This is a genomic window from Leptospira johnsonii (assembly GCF_003112675.1).
Lineage (GTDB): Bacteria > Spirochaetota > Leptospiria > Leptospirales > Leptospiraceae > Leptospira_B > Leptospira_B johnsonii.
This window is the reverse complement of the sequence record NZ_BFAY01000002.1, coordinates 15898-36000: the sequence shown is the minus strand read 5'-3', so window position 1 is coordinate 36000 and position 20103 is coordinate 15898. Positions and strand designations below refer to the sequence as shown.

At 41.1% G+C, this 20103-nt stretch carries 20 protein-coding genes; 9 read left to right on the top strand and 11 right to left on the bottom strand.

The window, feature by feature from the left end; translation table 11 throughout:
• Positions 1-25: 25 nt before the first annotated feature.
• The 3 genes from LPTSP_RS00865 to LPTSP_RS00855 form a co-directional block, all read right to left on the bottom strand.
• A complete protein-coding gene (locus tag LPTSP_RS00865) occupies positions 26-931 on the bottom strand; it encodes a hypothetical protein (RefSeq protein ID WP_174704406.1) in 906 nt (301 codons plus the stop codon).
• 1 nt (position 932) lies between these two features.
• Positions 933-1607 (bottom strand): hypothetical protein, encoded by a 675-nt coding sequence (locus LPTSP_RS00860; RefSeq protein WP_245915433.1) that lies wholly within the window; start codon positions 1605-1607, stop codon positions 933-935.
• A gap of 77 nt (positions 1608-1684) precedes the next feature.
• Positions 1685-2746, bottom strand: a complete 1062-nt coding sequence (locus LPTSP_RS00855) for a saccharopine dehydrogenase family protein (protein ID WP_108926966.1) — start codon at positions 2744-2746, stop codon at positions 1685-1687.
• Between the two features lie 169 nt (positions 2747-2915).
• Between LPTSP_RS00855 and LPTSP_RS00850 the strand changes: the two genes are divergently transcribed.
• Positions 2916-4250, top strand: a complete 1335-nt coding sequence (locus LPTSP_RS00850) for a sterol desaturase family protein (protein WP_108926965.1) — start codon at positions 2916-2918, stop codon at positions 4248-4250.
• A gap of 89 nt (positions 4251-4339) precedes the next feature.
• On the opposite strand, the gene LPTSP_RS00845 is transcribed toward LPTSP_RS00850, so the two are convergent.
• A complete protein-coding gene (locus tag LPTSP_RS00845) occupies positions 4340-5554 on the bottom strand; it encodes an LIC_12337 family protein (RefSeq protein WP_108926964.1) in 1215 nt (404 codons plus the stop codon).
• Entirely contained in the window at positions 5551-5736 is a 186-nt protein-coding gene (locus LPTSP_RS00840) for a hypothetical protein (RefSeq protein ID WP_020770936.1), read from the bottom strand. The genes LPTSP_RS00845 and LPTSP_RS00840 overlap by 4 nt, the downstream gene beginning before the upstream one ends.
• A gap of 183 nt (positions 5737-5919) precedes the next feature.
• Here LPTSP_RS00840 and LPTSP_RS00835 point away from each other — a divergent pair, with 183 nt between their 5' ends.
• From LPTSP_RS00835 to LPTSP_RS00810, 6 genes are all read left to right on the top strand, one after another.
• A complete protein-coding gene (locus tag LPTSP_RS00835; RefSeq protein WP_108926963.1) occupies positions 5920-6552 on the top strand; it encodes a TIGR04282 family arsenosugar biosynthesis glycosyltransferase in 633 nt (210 codons plus the stop codon).
• A 179-nt stretch (positions 6553-6731) separates the two neighbouring features.
• Positions 6732-7544: a hypothetical protein gene (locus LPTSP_RS00830; RefSeq protein WP_108926962.1), complete on the top strand. Its 813-nt coding sequence runs from the start codon at positions 6732-6734 to the stop codon at positions 7542-7544.
• Positions 7545-7664: 120 nt separating this feature from the next.
• Positions 7665-8249, top strand: a complete 585-nt coding sequence (locus LPTSP_RS00825; protein ID WP_108926961.1) for an ABC transporter substrate-binding protein — start codon at positions 7665-7667, stop codon at positions 8247-8249.
• Entirely contained in the window at positions 8249-11161 is a 2913-nt protein-coding gene (locus tag LPTSP_RS00820; RefSeq protein WP_108926960.1) for an MMPL family transporter, read from the top strand. The genes LPTSP_RS00825 and LPTSP_RS00820 overlap by 1 nt, the downstream gene beginning before the upstream one ends.
• Positions 11158-11796: an MXAN_6521/LA_1396 family lipoprotein gene (locus LPTSP_RS00815; RefSeq protein WP_108926959.1), complete on the top strand. Its 639-nt coding sequence runs from the start codon at positions 11158-11160 to the stop codon at positions 11794-11796. The genes LPTSP_RS00820 and LPTSP_RS00815 overlap by 4 nt, the downstream gene beginning before the upstream one ends.
• Before the next feature lie 224 nt (positions 11797-12020).
• Positions 12021-12302, top strand: a complete 282-nt coding sequence (locus LPTSP_RS00810) for a hypothetical protein (RefSeq protein ID WP_108926958.1) — start codon at positions 12021-12023, stop codon at positions 12300-12302.
• Positions 12303-12351: 49 nt separating this feature from the next.
• On the opposite strand, the gene LPTSP_RS00805 is transcribed toward LPTSP_RS00810, so the two are convergent.
• Positions 12352-13269: an NAD(P)H-dependent flavin oxidoreductase gene (locus tag LPTSP_RS00805; RefSeq protein WP_174704405.1), complete on the bottom strand. Its 918-nt coding sequence runs from the start codon at positions 13267-13269 to the stop codon at positions 12352-12354.
• An 82-nt stretch (positions 13270-13351) separates the two neighbouring features.
• Here LPTSP_RS00805 and LPTSP_RS00800 point away from each other — a divergent pair, with 82 nt between their 5' ends.
• Positions 13352-13645, top strand: coding sequence for a putative quinol monooxygenase (locus LPTSP_RS00800; protein WP_108926956.1), 294 nt, complete (start codon positions 13352-13354; stop codon positions 13643-13645).
• Between the two features lie 137 nt (positions 13646-13782).
• A complete protein-coding gene (locus LPTSP_RS00795; RefSeq protein WP_174704404.1) occupies positions 13783-14790 on the top strand; it encodes a S1C family serine protease in 1008 nt (335 codons plus the stop codon).
• A 95-nt stretch (positions 14791-14885) separates the two neighbouring features.
• Here the strand turns inward: LPTSP_RS00795 and LPTSP_RS00790 are convergent, their stop codons facing one another.
• The 5 genes from LPTSP_RS00790 to LPTSP_RS00770 all read right to left on the bottom strand — a co-directional run bounded on the left by LPTSP_RS00790 (position 14886) and on the right by LPTSP_RS00770 (position 20026).
• On the bottom strand, positions 14886-15599 hold the full coding sequence (locus tag LPTSP_RS00790) for a pirin family protein (RefSeq protein WP_108926954.1): 714 nt from the start codon (positions 15597-15599) through the stop codon (positions 14886-14888).
• Between the two features lie 121 nt (positions 15600-15720).
• On the bottom strand, positions 15721-16065 hold the full coding sequence (locus LPTSP_RS00785) for a hypothetical protein (RefSeq protein ID WP_108926953.1): 345 nt from the start codon (positions 16063-16065) through the stop codon (positions 15721-15723).
• The gene (locus LPTSP_RS00780; protein ID WP_245915432.1) at positions 16062-16352 is read right to left on the bottom strand and encodes a hypothetical protein; all 291 of its coding nucleotides are present in this window, start codon (positions 16350-16352) and stop codon (positions 16062-16064) included. The genes LPTSP_RS00785 and LPTSP_RS00780 overlap by 4 nt, the downstream gene beginning before the upstream one ends.
• A 48-nt stretch (positions 16353-16400) precedes the next feature.
• Complete coding sequence (locus LPTSP_RS00775) at positions 16401-17549, bottom strand: DUF445 family protein (protein WP_108926951.1); 1149 nt, start codon at positions 17547-17549, stop codon at positions 16401-16403.
• Complete coding sequence (locus LPTSP_RS00770; RefSeq protein ID WP_108926950.1) at positions 17549-20026, bottom strand: hypothetical protein; 2478 nt, start codon at positions 20024-20026, stop codon at positions 17549-17551. Before LPTSP_RS00770 ends, LPTSP_RS00775 begins: the two co-directional genes overlap by 1 nt.
• Between the last annotated feature and the right edge of the window lie 77 nt (positions 20027-20103).

Below are 20103 nucleotides of genomic sequence, written 5' to 3'. Positions count from 1 at the left end.
CTAGTAGTTTTCGAAAGCGGGTCTCCTACTTCTTCCTCTCCAACTCCGCCGCGATCAGACATTCTTTGGGGATCCATTCCTTCTCAACTTGGTTTTGGCGAACGTAACCTACGACATGTCCTGCGGAAGCCGCAACTGCAAGGATGGAGTAAGAATATAAGAGTGTATAAGGAGAGGTTGGAAGTAAGTCGGAGATCCCACCTCCCACGTATGAGCCGTAAGCCGGATACAATGTGCGATATGCGGTCATTTCTTCCGTTTTATCGCAGCGATATCTGAAGTATCGGATCGCATCGTCGGAGGCTCTTGCTTCCGGGTAGAAGGCCCCAAGGATTGGAACTGCATATCCTAACGCGTACAAAGAACGATATTCTCTTTGGGCAAAGTCCTTGGAGTGACCGCCCTCATGTATCACTACCGCTGGAATATCCGAATACACATGGATCGTATTAGAATACGGATTATAATGATCCCCACCGAAAATACGACCTACTAAAAGTACATCATTCACAACATAGGCGAACAGACCTATGGTCCATTTTAAAAGTGGATTTACCGATTTAGAATCCCAAAGTCTTCTGAAATCGTTTCCAGGAGAATACTGGTTAAAACGCACCTTCACATCTTTTAGATTATTATCTCTGATATAATCCATCAGATATTTTTTTGTTTCGAAAGATAGTTTGTGATTTTGCATCCTTCTATCCCAGATCATAACTTTTGCGAATAAACTTTCGATCCAGATCCAACTTCCGATAAAGTCTAAGACCGAATAAGGCTCTCCTTCTTCGAATTGAGGGTTTCCTTCGTCAAAATACATTTCGTCATTCGGCGCATACGGCTGGGCGACTGTGTATCTTTTCTCCGTTGAATAGTAGCAGGACTGAAAGGTAGAACAGGCAAGTAAGAATATTAGAATTTTCTTTTTCATCTTACTTGTTTCCTTTTTTGTTCTGAGAACGTTTAAGATCTGCAGAGTGTTTTTTGATCTCATCCATAAAATCCAAAAGTGCAACTCTACCCATTTGGTTTAACTGATCTTCCCTGTTTCCTCTATGACCCATATAAGGAAGATGTATGATCCATCCGAGTAGAATAGGAAGTGTAGCAAGAGTCGCCATACAATCCGTAACCCTAGACTCTATCCCGTCCTTGAATTGGTAATGCCAGTTTTTTCCGGAAGAGATTACCTCCGCTTCCATCTCCACATTCACTTGGTTGTAACTGCAATGATCCAAGGATTCTAATCTGAACTTTTGGATGGTGATCTTATGTTTTCCCGGATATTCTTCCTTATGATCGTTCAACTCTTTTCGGATCAGTTTTGAGATCGGTCCATACAGATTCGTATAATCTTTTCCCCAGCCGGTCCAAGATGTGAATCCGTCCTCGAAATATACGAAACGATTTGGATCCTCGCTCGGAAATTCCACCTCGAAATCCGGATCCTTGGAATCGTAATCTGGAGCTCCGGATTTCACCTCCATCCAATGTTCTTGCACCTCATGAGCACCGGAAAGAGTTTTGGGAACATGTACCTTGATAGAAACACAGGCAGATAGAAATATTAGAAAAAAGAAAAATATGAACCGACGAAAATATAACATGATAGATCTCTTTTTAATCTAAAAGTATGAAGAAGAATGTAAAGAATAAATTCCAGATCGAAAGAAAGAGACTCTATTCAATTTGAAATATCTTTCCATTTAGATCCAGGAATTTCTAAAACGAATTCGGAACCAAAAGCAAGGCTCGGGGTCTTAAATCCTTTTCCACCTTTTCCGGAAAGTACCTTAGAAACCGCAGCAAGTGATGATTCCACTGTGAATTCGTAGCCTTCTTTGCATTCTAAAACTTTCGTAGACTTTTTTCCTTCTTCGGATCGAACTTCTCCCCATACAGTCGTTTTGACCAGGGTCCTTGTTCTTTCTCCCGGGCCCTTAATCGTTTTTCCTACCAAGGCCTGGACTCCTTTTAATACAAAAGGAATTTTTAATAAAGAAATGATCGGTTTAAAATAGCGTAACGCATTCACCTGTCCGGAAGGAATATCCGTATACACGTCAATATTCGGGATACCTGTAGAAATATATGCGGTGAATACGTCTCCCCAAGGGATCCCGTACACCTTGTAGGTTTTCCCACCTGCGATGACTTCCCTACTTCTGCTCAGATGAGGAACTCCAACCATTTGCCCGTCCCTTCTTACCTTAGAGCCGTAAGGCAATTGCGCGAGTGCACTTTTCATAGTTCCAGGAGAAACCTCACTCAATCCTACGAATGCAAGTTCCAAAAACTTAGGCTTAGAAAGAGATTCTTTTAAAGAAGAAGCTAGACAATCTGTAGGAACAATATCAAATCCCACCCCAGGCAAAAGAAGAACTCCTGCTTTCTCCGCTTCTTCTCCTAAAGCTTGCAGAGATTCATACACAGGAATTTCTCCAGTGATATCCAGATAATGGACTTTTTTAGAAATACATGCCTTGGCCATCGGAACAGAGGTTTGAGTAAAAGGTCCCGCACAATGTAGAACGAGTTGGAATCCTTGGATATTCGAGCCGACCTCGTTTGTATTATTTAAATCGAAAATTTTATATTCTAAACGCAGTTCGTTTGCGAGCTCTTCAATTTTGCCTCTGCTTCTTCCTGCTAGTACTGGTTTTAAACCTCGAGACACTGCTCTTCTTGCGATCAGTTCACCTGTGTAACCGTTCGCTCCATAAATCATCCACTTAGATTCTGCCATAAGGTAGGAACTAAGACATCGTTCTAAATTTAGTCAACCTGCATACCTCGAACGAGTTAGTTTTTTTCACACAATCGATAGGTAAAAAATTTCCGATCTGGAGTCTGTTTTAGTTTTGGATTGACCTAGTTTCTGAACGAGGAATGATAGAGGTTAACCGGCTTGTATTATGGAAAAAATAAATCTTATCACAATCGCAATTCCGTTTTTCTTTTTGCTGATCGGGTTAGAGCTCGCATTCTCCTGGTATCATAAAAGAAAACTCTATCGTCTGAACGATTCGATCAACGATCTTAGCGCTGGGATCGCTAGTCAAATTTTCGGGATCATTTTTAAGACGATTACATTTTTCGCCTATCTTTGGGTGTATGAGAATTGGAGAATATTCAATCTTCCTTCTTGGCCGAGCGAGCCTGTTTCTTGGATGCCTTCTTCCGAAGTATTGGGTCTTTCCGCTTCTACCTGGGCTTGGACAATCGTTATAGCAGTTTGGGTCACCTGTTTCGTTCTATATGATCTGGCTTATTATTGGCTCCATAGATTAAGTCATGAAGTCAATTTCCTTTGGGCGGGACATGTTGTTCACCATCAAAGTGAAGAATATAATTTGACTGTTGCGTTACGTCAGGCAAGCTTTCATGGACTTTTCACTTGGATCTTCTATATTCCATTAGCAATCATAGGATTTTCTCCCATCGTAATGGTCCTGAACGGGCAATTAAATTTGATCTATCAATTCTGGATCCATACAAAAGCAATCGATAAATTCCCAAAATGGTTCGAGGCAGTATTCAATACACCTTCCCATCACAGAGTTCACCACGGGATCAATCCTAAGTATATCGATAGAAACCATGGCGGAACATTGATCGTTTTTGATAAATGGTTCGGAACTTTCCAAGCAGAAGAAGAAACGCCAGTTTACGGAACAGTCAAACCTCTTCGCAGCTTCAATCCATTATGGGCGAATGTTCATTACTGGGTAGAGATGTGGGAGCAGGCAAAACAAAGCCCTCGTTGGTCCGATAAGATCAAAGCATTCTTAGCAATGCCAGGATGGAGACCACAGGATCTAGGAGGACAATATCCTATCCCTGAAGTGGACGAAAAAACATTCAAAAAATATGATGTAACTCTTACCAAGAGTTTAACCGCTTATGCAGTGACCTGGTTTGTTCTTACATTGGTCGGAACATTCTCCATGTTGGTAAAAGTAAATACTATTCCGACTGGACTATTGTATCTGATCTTCTTCTTCAGTATATTCTCCTTAACAACTGTAGGAGGGATCTTAGATCTGAAACGCTGGACATTGTATTTAGAACCTGTGCGAATTGCACTCTTGGTAGGAACTGCATTCCTTTTAGGAGTTTCTACAGGAACAGCGTTTATCGCAGCAGGATTCGGTGCACTTTCACTTGCATGGTTTTTTTCCCAAAGACACCTGTTTACAGAATGGAAGGACATAGATCCAGCAAAAGAGATCCAGAGTAGAGCCGCTTAATCAGTACTATATTCACTTCGCCGCTTATAAACAAAAACCCCCGGGATCCGGGGGTTTTTGTTTTTGGTGAGAAGAAATGGAGGAGATTCTTACAAAGTCGGAGAATTCTCGAACACTATATCCAAAGCATCAATAGTAGACTTTCTCAAATCGTCCCAAAGAACTGATTTATCGTCACCCGAATCTCCGGACTTACCAGAAGTTCCAATCCTTGCGTAAAGATTATCCACACGAGTTGATTGAACATAATTAGAAGGGATAGCAGAAGCATCTACAAAATCCTTCACAAATCCATTCATATTAAACAATCCATAATTCAAGGAGACGATGGTTCCGCAAAGACTTCCGTCACCAGTAGACAAAGTTGCTCCTGACGGTTCTTCCCAACCAGACTTTGCAGTAACTTCTAGATCGCCTGTAAGCTTTTGGCTATAAGCTAATTTATAATATTCATTATTAGCGGAAGCGTTATTACAGAACCCTTCATTCGGATAAGCTGTAGGCATTAAGTCTGCAGTTCCAAGAATTCTAACCACTGTCTTGAAGCAGAAAACGGTACGATTGTCCATTTCTTCCAAGATCACTCTTCCTTTTGTTGCATTATTTCCGATCTCAGAATCGTTCGCTAATTTATTATCCCAAGAATATACTTGTACCAATCCTTGGTTCGGAAATCCTGCAGTATCGTAAAATCCGCCAGCAGTTACATCCGGAGAATATACATAACTTTCAATGTCCGCTGAGGAGCCACCATCTTGAGAAGGGTTCAACATTTGCAAACGGTATCGCACGAGAGCACCGTCTTGTGTAGAGTCTCTAGGATTATCGTCCCAATAGAATTGTAGCGCGATATCTGCGGTGCCAGTTGTACCTTCGTTTCTCAATTCCAAATAATTGGAGAATGTCTTAGTGCCAGTATACGCAGTGGAAGAAGCAGTGAATGTTCCTCCCAACTTAATAGAGATCGTAAAATCTGTTCCGGAAGTAGTGGAGAAATTATTCTGCACGAGTCCTCCAGGTTGACTTGCTAAAAAAACAATCCCAGGATTCGATTGGATCGAACCAATCACATCATCCATAAAGAGTGAATTTCCACGGGCCCAGGAAGCAGATCCTCTCACAAAACCCCATTCGTCCGCAGATGCGTGCAATGGTTTAAGTAGAGAAACATTTAAAGAAAACGGAATATGATTTTTTTCCTTCTTGGCCCCGAAGTTAAACTTAAAACCCGCGGTGATCCCGAAAAAAACCAATAAAGCCAAAACGACTTTAGGAAGTATAGAACGACGATTTTGTAATTTCACTGTGCTATTCCTCTCGGAACGATAATAAAAAATCCGGTTTTACTTTTTTCCAATTGGTATCCGAAATTGAAGAGAGGGATGAACGGGTCTTTTCCTCCCGGTGCGCAGGCGGTCCCGACTAGTCCAGTCAGGATGATCCCCAAGCTAATAAGTAGAATCCCTCTTTTTAGATTTAAGATCATAAGTATCTCCTTATAGAATAATGAACATTTGAGACTTTATTTTTTTCATATCGTTTTGAATTTAAAGAGCTTGTTCTAATTATTAATTCTTGCTATCTGAGGATAGCCTTATTTCAGTAAATCCTTGGAAAAAACGTCCCCCAAGGAATAGATGCGTAATATCATAACATCCTGGAGACAAAAATGAAAGGTCCCATCTTGAATATATTCCTAAAAAATCCAGTCCCGGGAAAAGTGAAAACACGCTTGGCCAAAGACATAGGAGAAGAAGCCGCACTGGAAGTATACCAAGCCCTGGTTGAAAAAACCAGAACCGCCTGCAAAGACTTGGATATTCCTAAGGTCCTTTGGTTCGATTCTTATCTTCCAAATCCATCCGATCTAGGAAGTTGGGGACATTCTCCATTACTCATCCGTAAACAAGAAGGAAAGGATCTGGGGGAAAAGATGAGAAACGCATTCCTGTATTGTTTCCAGAACGGTTCGGGTCCTGCAATACTGATCGGAAGCGATTGTCCCGAGTTGGACCTACTACATCTCAAAGAAGCATATCAGATCTTAGATCATAAAGACGTTGTTTTAGGGCCGGCGAAAGACGGAGGTTATTATCTAGTAGGACTCAAGTCGGATACTCCCGAACTTTTTCATGGAATAGAATGGAGTACTGAAACTGTTTTTGCAAGAAGTTTGGAAAAGCTACAATGGGCCAGAAAACAAGTGGGACTTCTTCCGGTATTATCCGACCTGGATGATGTCCAAGATCTGGAATATTTCGAATCCAAAGGGATCTTGGATTGGAAAAAGAACGGCTCCTGATCCTAAAGTCACACGAAATACCTCACACCCTAAATATTAAAAAATTAGAATATATTCTATACACTTCGGTCTCGACCTGCGTCCGAAACAGAATGTAATTTTTTCTTAGTGATCATGTAATTATTTGCGTACTTAGAAAAGATCCAAGGTCTCATATATGTAATTGCTTGATTACATATATGAGCAGTAAGACTAACTTTGTTTTTCTAAAATTTTTGGCGCTTGGTTTCTCCGCATATTTTATAGCTTCTCTTTCTCCCTTAAGAGCATTTGGGAAGAAGGGCCCGCATACTCACACGAGTATCACCCAGGAAGCATTTTTGGAGTTTGCGAATACGACAAACTGGGATCTAAGAGCGGATTGTATGGAACTAATCGTTCAAGGTAACTTAAGAGCGGATGCAGCTTTCATGAACAATGACGCATATCATTGCGATAATGATAATATTCTGGGATGTGCGGATCGATTCAGAACATTAAAGGACGATTCTTATAGGGAGTCCAATCATATCACCGGGCTTATTAAATTAGGAATGGCATTACATATAGCTCAGGATTTTTATTCTCACTCCAATTGGGCGGAAAATTATCCGATGGTGAGCATACTTGCTCCTATAGAACATCCTTGGATCTTTTTAAGTATGAAAGAGATCCAAACAGGCTATTTTAATCTTCTTCCCATCGTTGAACATACGGAAGAAGCAGGAGATTGTTTTGATGCAGATGCAGGTCTTCATGGTAATTACACTTTTGCAACCCATGCCTGTTTGAACAAGGATGCCTCCGACAGCCATAGAAGTATGAAAGTCGTTCTGCCCGGGATCCCCATCAGTTATCATGATTGGGCGGCAGACCTTGCAAAAGAACATACTACCCAAATTTTAGTAGAACAATATAATGCGAAACATCCTCTGATCTTGAGTTGCCTAACACCGAAAGTTTTATCATTTTCTTGTGGAAGCCAAGCTTACGATTTTGTCCGCCCGAATTAAGTCTAATTTCCGTTGACTTAAGCCTTCCCCTTCCATTACTGTAAATTTATCCGGCCAGTATGCAGTCTGTTTTTACCTGATTGTAAAATTCCCGGGCCCATCCTTCCTTAGGTAATATCTGTGAAACTATTTCAAATTTTATTGTTTTGTTTACTTTCCTCGGGTCTTCTTTTCGCCCAGGATTCCCAAACTACTAACGAGCCCCAAAATACTTCTCCGGAAGTTTCGGCAGAAGAGCAGACGTTATCCGCCGTTAAAAAATTGATCGGCTTTATCCGTTATAAAAAGAACGACAAGGCTTTGGCTCTAGTCCATGTCGGAAAGTTCTCCGAAAAACTCATCGGAGATCATAAAATTTCCGCTGCGGAAAGAAAGGAGTTCGAAGATGCGATCTCCGAATACATAGTGAACAAGGCCTTCCCAATCGCATTAAAATATTTTGATAAGATCGATATCACTTACGACAAACCGAGTGTGAATGTCAAACAAGCGAGAATTGGCTCCTCCATTCTTTATAAAGGTTCCGACCAGATCAAGTTTGCCTGGATACTTTCGGAGTCCGAAGGCGCTTGGTACATCAGCGATTTCGAGACAGAAGGTAAACTGGCTACTGAGATCAACCGCACTAAAAATATAGAACCGTCTATTAAGAAAAACGGAATCAAGGGGACTATCGCCCTAATACAAAAAGCAGCTAAAAACTGATGAGAAAATTTCTTTCTAAAACGACCGAGTTGGTGTTAACCAACCCGGCCGCTTCTTCCGCAATTCTATTTATTTTCCTGGTGATCTCAGGCTTTTTAGCCACTAGACTTTCCATTAACAGCGATAACCTACAACTTCTTCCTTCCGACAACCCTTCCGTTGTCCAAACAAAACGTGTGATCGAAATGATCGGTGGAAGCGGATTTTACACTGTAGCCCTCAAATTCAAAGACGATAAGGGAATGACGGAGCATCTTACTAAGGCATTCCAGGCCAAACGTAATGGCGATCCTGAAACTCAAAAGAAAGAATTAGAGTTAGCAGACGAGGCAAAACGTAAGAATGTCGCCTATTATAAAGCCAGGGAAATCGCTCTCAAAAGAGCCTCTGATAAACTTGCTGCCGAAGTATTAAAAGACAAAGAATTGGTACGTTATGTTTCTTATAGATATAATGTTTCCTTTTTACAGGATAGACTTCCACTATTCTTAAAAACGGAAGATCTAAAAGAGATCCGTAAAAGAATAAAACGTAAAATTGACGACGAAATAGAAAAAGCAAATCCATTCTTCATAAAACTAACTAACGAAGAATATAATCCAGATTTTACGGACATCATTTCCAAATACCAAAAGCTCGCTAAAAGGGATATATTCGACGAATATAATATTTCTCCCGAAAAAGGGATGCTTATCGTTCTCATCAAGCCTACTGGCTCTTTCGTAGATATCGAGTTCTTGGAAAAAATAGATAAGAAAGTCCAAGATGTGGTAAAAAACATCGGAATAGAACAAGACGGAATTTACGCGGGTTATACAGGAGCTTATAAACTCAACCAAGACGATTACGAGACCTTGGTTAAAGCGTTAAAGCCGATCGGAATAGCCTCTTTCTTAGGAATAGGTCTTCTACTTTTATTATTTTTCCGTAATCCACTTTTTATCGTAATCCTGCTGTTTTCTCTTCTTAGCGGACTACTCATGACCTTCGGGTTAACCGGTTTAGTCATAGGCCAATTGAATAGTATCACAAGTATCATCGGCTCCATCCTGATGGGACTGGGTATTGACTATGGGATCCAATTTTTATACAGGTTTAGGGAAGAATTTACTAAAAAGCAGGATATTGTTAGAGCGATCAAGGATACGATCTATCATACTGGGATCGCTTCTTTTAGCTCTGCATTAACCACTACTTCCGCATTCGTAGTTCTTTCCTTTTCGGAATTCAGAGGATTCAGCGAGTTCGGGATTATTGCAACCTATGGGATCGTTCTGATAGCGATCGCAATGTATGGAGTGACAGCGTTACAGATCGCTTTACTTTTAAAATGGTTCCCTTCTCTTTCTAAAGCTTTCCTTTTAAACGAGGCACAGCAGACTCCTTCCGGTTTATTAAGAAGATTTTATTCTAGACCGGGACTTCTATCCGTTAGCGTTTTGGTTTTAGTATTATTGCTCGGAGTTTTTGCTCCAAAAGTAGAATTCGATGTAAACGGAAGAAACCTTTTAGTAGAAAATCTCGAATCTGTAAACTTATACGATGAGATCGCAGACCGTTTCGATATTTCTTCTGATCCTCAAGCGATCGTAGTAAAAACTATCGAAGAATCGGAAGCAGTATTCGATTATCTGAACCCGGTTCCTGAGTCGATCACAGGTTCTGTGGACCAGGTGGTCTCTCTTTGGAACTTTGTTCCTCCTTATTCCCAACAATTAGAAAATCGTAAAGTTTTAGACCAGCTCGCAAAAGATATGAAGCCTGTAAAAGCTTCCTTCTTAAAACCGGAACAGAGAAAACACCTTCCTAAAGCGAAGTTATTCTTATCCGTTAAACCTTACGACTACACCGCAGTTCCGGATTATTTTGCTTCTCAGTTCAAGGAAGTCGCAACCTCCAAAGAAAAAGGACATTTATTATTCCTCTACCCTAAGGTAGCCTTATGGCATGGAGGAAAATTATTAGAGTTCTTCGCTGCAATAGGAAGATTAGAAATACCTAAAATTTCCAGAAGGACCTTAAATGCGATCCTATACTCCACAGGGACTCAAAAAGAGTCTGAAATTGATCCGGTAAAAGAGAATTATTCTCCTGCGGAAAATAAGATCCTATTAAACGCATTGAATACATACTCTAAGGAAAAACTTCTCTCCATAAAGATCCTACCTGGAACCGTAGAAACGATCGTAGAACATAGACCTTATAAGGATATAGCACAAGCCAGATCTTATACATTCCAAACGGATACCGCTGGAAGTTTGATGTTATTTGCCCAACTCATCATGATCGTAAAAAGAGAAGGAGTTGCCGCATTCTTCATCACGTTAGTATTAGTGATCATAGTTCTGATATTATTCTATAGAGCATTCTTACCTGCACTACTCTCCTTAATCCCGCTTTTGTTAGGGATTTTGGTAACAGTAGGGGTCATGTCCATCATAGAACTTAAATTAAATTTTATGAATGTTTTGGTGTTCCCGGTCATCATAGGATATGGGATACAGAACGGTATCTATATCTATTATAGATTCAGAGAAGATCATGATATAGTAAAAGCAATGGCGATGGTGGGACCTGCGGTAATCGCATCCACATTGACCACACTTGTAGGATGGAGCGCGCTACTTCTTGCAGACCAAAGGGGTTTACATTCCATCGGAAAAGTGGCAACGATAGGTATCGGTGCTTGTTTACTCATAGCACTTACCCTACTTCCTGCAATTTTGGAATTGGCATACAGAAGTCGCAAACAAGAAGAATCGGAAGCTGTCCCATTGGGTTTAGGTCCGGAAGAAGATGATCCCGAAACAGTTTCTGAATTTGTAATGGAAGAAGCTTCTCCCAAGCCTAAGGCCAAAAAAGCTGCTAAGAAAAAGTCAGCTCCCAAAAAGAAGACGGGTAAGAAAAAATGAGATCTAAACTTCTACCTCTATTCTTAATTTCACTTTCCTTTGCGAATTGTGCGGTAAAACAAATTCGGATCGCACCAAATTTTGAATCTTCTCTAGACAAATTCAAGAGACTGACTGTGGCAATCGATTCCAGTTCTAAGGTGAACCAAGTTGAAGCAACTTTGGTAAAGTCCATGGCGGAACAAGAATTGGCCCATCATAAGGAATTTATCGTTTATCCTGATCCTTCGAGCAAAAACCAAAACTGTAAATCCCCGGTAGGGAAATCGCAAGGGGTTCTTACACTCAAACTAGAAGAAACCTTGAAAGGGACTACACCTTCTTTTTTTGTTTGGATGAATCCTGCCATATTCGGACCTACTTCCGATGGGATCAAAATTTCCATCCTAGCACAGATCCAAAAATGTGATACAAAGGAAATCCTTTGGGAAGGAAATGCTTCTTCTTCTTACTTTATGGGAGGAGACGAAGAAACCACACTTAGGACCAGTTACGAAAACAAATTCGGAAAATCGGTCGGCCCTAAAGTGTTACCATATTACGATATTCTAAAGTCTCTTTTGGACAGGATCAAAAGCCCTGTCTTAAACGAATCGGAACAGGACGAAAAAATAGAAGTAGAATCCGGCGCTTGAGGCAAAAGGCGGCCCCCACCCAGGTTCGGGCGGAGGAGGCGGGCCAGTGGGAAACCCCTGGCCCCCTATATCATAAATTCATCAGATGCGCTATTGTTATCCAGGTTTACCGCGGAATTTTCATTCCAAGTTCATGTTAGTAACAATTTCCGATCTAACTTCTTCTTGACCAAATCCTCTGTATCATTTGCTATACTCGGAATCGATTTTTCAAGAGGAAAAGAATGAATCTAGTGAATAATATATCGAAGGCTTCCACTGCCGCATTTTGGCTTTTATGGTTGGGAGTATTGAGCGGAATCGTACAACTCATAAATTTACATCCAAGTCTGGACGGGATCGTGCTTACTCTAGGTTGGGTGATATTAGGAATCCACGTCATTGAAGTAGGGATCTATTCCTTACGAGCAAAGGACAGAGGCGGTTTTCAAATTTTAGATGCAGTTCAGGTGTTTGTATTCGGAGTATTCCACCTAATCCCTGTAAGCTTTTCAGATAAGAAGTAAAAGCGATATAAAAACCCCCGGGATCGGGGGTTTAGAATATTATGAAATATTAAACTGGTCTTGGCAACTTATTTACGATGTCCGCGTATTCCGCAGCCATACCTTTTACGACATCTCCTGCCGGAATAATGGAATCGATCTGGGCCACTCCGTGACCTGCGGACCAAATATCTCTCCACCGTTTGAATTCCTGGTCTATATCCCCGCTGCTTTCGTTGTGAAAATTATCTCCCGCTTTTTCGACGGAACGTTTCAGCCAGTTTGCAGGGATCCCGGAAATTTTTTCCGTATAAACGATCTCTTCCGGTGCAGATTGAACGATCATCTCCTTATATTCTTGAGAAGCGGCGGCTTCTTTAGTAGCGATAAGTCTAGTTCCGACATAAACCGCGTCCGCTCCTAAGGCCATTGCAGCCGCCATCTGTGCCCCACCGCTGATCGCGCCCGCCGCAAGAACAGGAAGACCGATCTCTTTTTTCAGATAAGGGAAAAGGCTGAAAGGAGAAATATTCCCCGCATGTCCGCCCGCACCTTGGGCAACCGCAACCAGAGCGTCCGCTCCTGACTTAGCAACTATATTCGCATGTTTTAATGTAGTTACGTCGCAAAAAACCTTTGTGCCTACTGATTTTGCCTCGTTGATAATGGAGCGAGGGCTTCCCAAGCTGGTGATAATCAATTCTACTTTGAACTCTAAAAGTATTTCCAAGTGTTTTGCCCAGTTCGGGTTATGGGCCTTATGTAAAATTAAGTTTACACCGATCGGCTTTTTAGTCCTGGATCGGATATCTTCCAAACCCCTTCTTAATTCCTCTAAGCTTCGATAGTTTTGAGAGGGGAATGTTCCAAGGCCTCCGGCTTCGGAAACTGCGACAACTAGATCAGGATATGAAACGAGAAACATGGGAGCCCCGATGATGGGCAGATCGATTCCAAGCATCTCCGTTACGGGAGTTTTTATTTTCATAAGGGAAAAGCTTTCATTCTGATCCGATTCCATCTATCTTTTTTTTCTGGCAGAAGAAAATCGGATCTTGAAACTGGGGACTATGATCGTAACAGTCTCTTCTTACAAAATACTTCCCGAAAGGATCCAAGAATTTCTGGAAATCAGCAGCGAACTTTCCAAAGAATCCCTCAAAGAGAACGGTGTTCTTAGATTCGATCTTCTACAGAACGATGGAGACGATGGCAGATTTCTGATCATAGAAGCTTATGAAAGCGAATCCAAACGTAAGTCTCATCTGGATACCCCTCATTTTGTGAATTGGAGAAGGACGGTGCCTGAAATGTTTTCCCAAGGAACTACCACTGTTTATTATAAACCCGTATCGCCCACCTGAAGATCGAAAAAATAATTAGAATATAAGATCAATGCCCCTGAGTAACTAGATTTGCTTACCCAAGGTTGATCCATTTTTTCTAAACGATTTTCGTTCTTTTCGGGACTTTATTTTTGGACATGGAGTCCAAAAATATTATGGTACTATTTACAAATACAAGCGCAGATTTTATTTCTTCCCTCGGACATAACTCCCATCCTCAAAACCGATCCGAATCGAATGAGGCGGAAATTTTAGACGCCTATTCCAAATCTGTTATACAAGCTGTGGACTCCGTCGGTCCAAGCGTAGTTCATCTGCAAATAACCAGCAAAAAAGGAGAAGGTGGAAGTGGTTCCGGATTTTTCCTTACGCCTGATGGATTTATTGCTACGAATAGCCATGTGGTAGATGGTGCGGTCAAAATTAAGGCCAATCTTTCGGATGGTTCCAGTAAAGAAGCTGAACTTGTAGGCAACGATCCTCATACGGATGTTGCCGTCCTGAAAGTGCATGGAGGATTATTCCCTCATTCCAGTTTTACGGACTCCAAAAAACTGAAAGTAGGACAATTAGTGGTCGCGATCGGAAATCCGTACGGTTTTGAATCCACGGTCACCGCAGGAGTAGTAAGCGCACTCGGTAGAACATTAAGATCTCGTAATGGACGTTTGATAGATAATGTGATCCAAACTGACGCCGCCTTAAATCCAGGAAACTCTGGAGGCCCACTAGTGGACTTCCAAGGAAGAGTGGTAGGGATCAATACTGCGATCATTCTTCCTGCCCAAGGAATTTGTTTTGCTGTCGCATCCAACACGGCTGAATATGTGATCACTCGTCTTATTACAAGCGGCGCAGTGAAAAGAGGATATTTGGGGATCGCGGGTCAGAACCAAAAGGTCCCAACTCCCATCAAAACCCTCAATAAAATTGGCTCAGATTCTGGGATCTTAGTTCTTTCTTTGGAACCGGGCTCTCCAGCAGACCGCGCAGGGATACGAAACGGGGATCTAATCATCAGCCTCGACGATAAAGAGATCTATACCATAGACGATCTTCATAAGATACTAGATGAGACTTCGATAGGAAGAAAATTGGGAATTCGCTTATTAAGAGACGGTTCTATCAGAAGTTTCTTCATCGAACCAGGGGAACTAAAGTAGAAAAACTTTTACGGATTTTTTCACTCGAAGCCGCAAAGTCAACCAAGCAGGGTTTAAGACCTTCTTCGCTTAGCGACTTTGCGTGATAAAAACTCTTATTGGATCTCAGGAACATCCATAAGAAGAAGTTCCGAATCTTCCAAAGCGTTTACTTTCAGAAGGTCCGTTCTAGGAAAACCTGCACCGTCCCGAGTAGAAAGTTCGGTCCCGTTAATATTGACTTTTCCGGATATTAGAAAAGCGTAAACTCCACCGTTCTTATTCTTGGACTCGTACTGCAGTTCCTTTCCTGCTTCAGCGTTCCCCAATGAGAACCAAGCATTTTGGTTGATCCAAAGACCCTCCGGGGACTCCTTAGGAGCTACAACCACTTGGAATCTATTCTTCCTATCTTCCGGAAGGAATTTTTTCTGGTCGTATCTCGGTTGGGCTCCCCTTTTATCTGGTATCACCCAAATCTGTAAGAAGTTCACAGGATCCGTTTCGGAATGATTATACTCCGAATGAACGATCCCTGTTCCAGCAGACATTACCTGCACTTCTCCGGATGTGATAACTCCCGAAGTTCCGATACTGTCCTTATGCTCCAAAGCTCCTTTGATCGGTATAGAGATGATTTCCATATCTTGGTGAGGATGCGGATCGAAACCTCTGCCCGGCGCAACGATATCGTCGTTCAATACACGCAAAGAACCAAATCTGATCCTTTCCGGATTCATATAGCTTCCGAAAGAAAATGTATGGTTAGATTTCAACCAACCGAAATCCACCTTCCCTCTCGTATTTGCCTTATGAACTACCGCTTCCATTTTTATCTCCTTTCCCCCTTTTTTGGGCGAATACTTTTTAGACCGACCTTAGCCAATATAGTTCAAATTTAAAGTATTATTGGGATTTGAAAACTTAAGATGTGTAGAATATTTTTGAACCTCAATCGAAACTAGGAGTCCCTGAGACAACGATACAACGGAATAAAAAGATCGGAGGAAGATACAAACCTTTTGTATAAACTTCTCCGTTTGCAATAGATTGGGTTCCGTTAGGAGCCTTGTCCATCGCGTGATTGTATGCACTTTGTAGATCCGGAACATATCTAGCGAACATGAAAGGAAATATTTGAACTACACAATCCTCCCCCTCTACTCTTTTAGGGGAAAAGACAGGTCTTTCTTTTGCAGGCACAATTCTTTCTATCCTATAGATCAGAGTTTCAGCGCCGCTGCAGTAAGTGAATGAGAATAGAAAAAGGAAAAAGATCCCGTGTAGAACTTTCATTGCGAGATCTCCAAACCGTAATAGAGCCTATAACAGGCATCAAACATTCCTTGGTCATACTGGAAAATCTCCAGGTCTCGGATATGGGTGGCTGCAGGATTTTTTTCGGGGACCCTTTGGAGAATAGTACGGATCTTTTCTCCGCATCCCTTTTCATTCTGTTTGTATAAACTTTGCTCTACTTGAGGAGGGAGAGGTCTCATTCTCAAATTTTGAAAATAGAAGATCGTCCTCGAATAACATCCGCTAAATAATATACAGAGTAGGAGAATATAAATCCGCTTCATTTTCATAATCCTGAATACTAAACATCAACCTGCTAATTATGCAAGAGATTATAATCCTAATTTTCCTTCGAATAATAAGACGAGACATCCTATCGCAGATCCAACTAAAAAACCTAATAAACTTCCGTTGATCCGGATCCTTTCCAGGACCCTTCTGGTTTTCAGTTCTAGATTTTCTCTGAATTGTTTGGGCTCCAATAATTTGAGTCCTTTAGAGATCTGTTCTCCCACATATTCCGAAACGGATTCATTTGTTTTAGAACTTAGAAATTCCAAGAAGGAGCGAATTGGCCCGTATTCCCTAAGATTCTCCAGTTTAGAAATTTCTTCCTTATGTGTTAGCACTACCTCGCTGATCAACCTATTCAATTGTTCTCTAGCGAAATCAGCTAATGCACGGACAGCTTCTTCCCTTTTGGAAACAGGCAATTCATTCCAGGAACCGATATACAACTCCGCACATTCCGAGAATACGGAATATAATTCGAATAGAACTTCTTCCTCTTCCGTTTCGAAGTCCTTTCCTTCTTTTAGGCCTTCTCCGAATTCTTTGATCCTTTTTTGCGGATCAATGAGCCAGATCAAAGGTTTTGCGAGAAAAGAAAGCCCTTTTGTGATCCTTTGGATCCTCTCTCCAAACTCGGCATGATCCGAAACCTTAACCAAGGTTTCCCCCACCAAGAATCGGACCGTAGAAAGGATCTCCTTGCGACTATTCAATTCATGTAATATTTGTTTGTCCGCGCCGGAGAATTTAAAATTAGAAACATATAATACGATATCTTCTTCTATTTTGTCCCATATCAGGTTCAGGAATTCCCTGATTTCTTTTTCTCCTTTTAGATGTTTATCCAAAAGTTCTCTGATGGCTTGGATATTTTCGGGCTCATCTAAGATTCCGTCTAAATAGGATTTTAATTTATGTTCGCTGATCAGATCGGAAGATACCCAGCGACCTATCTCTTCTGCGATGGTCTCACTTTCGGATTCAACTGCCTTATAAGTTTTCCAAACCGCGAACCAATCACAGATCGCTCCTACGAGTCCGCCTTCTAGACCGTGGATGAAAATATTTCCCCAAATATAAAGACTCCATTTTTGCCAGAGTCCCCATAGGAGAATACTTCCGAACAACACTAAAAGTGAATTCGAAACGAATTGAAGTTTAGAGTACGGTTTATTGCCGTACAGTCCCATTAACGGAAAAACCACCTTCCTTTCACAAAGGAAGAGAATATGAAAAATATCGGCAAAAGGAAAAGGATGATGGTCAGAAAGACCGAATTCCCTTTGGAAAATTTCAGATCGGAATTCTGTTTTTGAGAACAGACCAAAATTTCATTCCTTTGGGTCTGGAATAATATTCCGCCTTCTGCATCCTCCCAACTTGGAAAAAAGGATCTTCGGACCAGTTTACAATTATGATTCTCTAATGCAGATTGTTCCGATCTTTCTGGAGAAGAAATTTCAGGACCCGCAAAAACTTCTTCATCCGAAAAAATGCGCGGTAAGACAGGAAGTTCTGCGAGTAGTGTAGGCTCTTTTGGCTTTTCTTTTACAGGAAAAAATCTTCCTAAAAATTCGTTCCTATCCGAAAAAGATAGTTCTCCGTATTTAGATCTGAATTCTTCCTTCCAAGTGTTATTCTCTTTCGGAATATTCAAAACCAATAAACCCTGGAACCATTTATTGTAGTTCGGACCGATCGCTTCTAATTCTTTTTTACCGATCCTTGCGAACACAATCCCTGCATCCAATCCTTCATGCAAGATCGCTTCGTTGGTATTATATAAGAATCTTTTTGGCCGAAGTGATTTTCCTCCGTTCAATTCCTTATAATCCGCGACCCCCCAAGGTTTTTCCGTTAGAAGTGCGACGTCCGCTCCCGGATTTTTTACCTTAAACAAGAATAGAAAAGATTTATTCTCCAATTCTTTTTCATATATTTCAGAAGGAGAATCGTTGGTACGCAACCCTTCTCGGTTCACCCAGCCTTTCAATAGTTCAAAACGGCTTGGATTCAACTTTAGGATCTTATAAAGTTTTTCGGTGGAGCCAATAATATAGGAAGTTCCGTTAGCTTGCAGAAAACGATACAACCCGATACCTGCATCTTCCAAAGAAAGTTCCTCTTCGTAACTTGGATTTTTTTTCCAAGCAGTCCAAGGCAGATACCGACTCAAATAAGGTTGAAGTGCTAGAGAAGTCAAAGAAGCATCCGCTTCCATTCCTAATAAGCTTCTATGCCCTGCTCTTCTGATAAGAAGCCCCAATGTAAAAGGACTGTCTCCCCATTTTCTATGAGAGTCAATTTCCGGAAAAATTTTGGAATCTTTAGGAAGTTCTGCAAGTGCAACTTCTACATCTTTCATTTCCAATGCGGAGAAACTGTCTTTTAAGAATGTAGTATTCTCCTTCCATTCCAATTCGGGGTGCCATAAGAAAAATCTTACCAATGCAAAAAACAAAAGTGCGGAAATCGAATATTGAGCGGTCAAAGAAGAAGTTTTATTCTTCAATAAATGGACCGCTGTTTCCAAGCCGGATAGAGTTAAGAACAATAAAGAAAGATCTAACGCTCTATACCAAGGAAATCCTAAACCTGGGAAAAATTTAGAAAGAGAAGTATCTACACCGATCCAATAAAAGATCAGACTGGCAAAGAATACGAACCTAGAAGCAGGAGGAAATATTTTACGCTTTAGAATAGAACGAATTCCTAATAGAAACAACGCAGGGAATACAACCTGTATCCAATGCAGTCCTATGATAAAATTCCATAAGAATGCGACGGCTCCACTTCCTTCCCAAATCGGCCTCAACGCTTCCGAACCTAAAATAGAGATCAGTCCAGGAGTTGTATCCATTGGGAAAGTTTCCGCACGATAGGAAGAATATTTCAAAAAATTCCACCAAACAGGTGTGGCCACAAACAATGGAATGAAGAATGCGATAGAAAATGCTCTTTTCCCCAGTTCTTCTCCCAAAAATAAGAAATAAATTAAGAGAGAAACCAGATAGAATAGAGAAGAAGGAAGATCCGAATAATAAACGCAGGCGCTTACCGCTAGATATTTGGAAAGAGAGGATAACTTTCCAGTAGTCCTATATTTTTCTAGATAATAAAAACCTAATAAACTCCAGCCAAGTCCAAAAAATCCTGTCACAGAACCGCTGAATAACCCCACTAAAGACAGTCCGAACGGCTCTTCTCCCGCACATAGGAAAAAAAACAAAAGCCCGGTCATAGCAAGCATGACTGTATTCGCCCTATGATTGGTCTCACTTAAGAGTAAAAGACTAAATTTGATAAACGCATACGTAAAAAGTAATATAGAAAGCAGCACCCCTATATTGAAGGAAAGGGAAAGTGAGGACCAGAAGAATACTGTCTTATGAAGAACAGCTACCATAAAATAGAAAAATGGGGGCTGGAAGTAAAAGACCGGCATTCCTGAAAACCAACGAGTATCGTAACCTAAAGATTGGCCGTTATTTAAAAATGAATCGTAGATTTCCGCCAAATGGGTTTGGGCATGAAGGCTCCAACCCGAAAGAGTGTCCTCGCTGAATAAAAATCTGAATTTGATAATAAGAATTAAAAAGGAGGCGAGTAATAGTAAGGGCCTTCGCCAAGCCGGAGCAAGTCTCCATTTTTTCTGAAAAAAAGGCATGCCGAGAGGGTACGGAAAACCCCTATAATTGACAAGCAAAACAGGACTTTAAACGAGAAGGATCTGCCCTGAGGGTC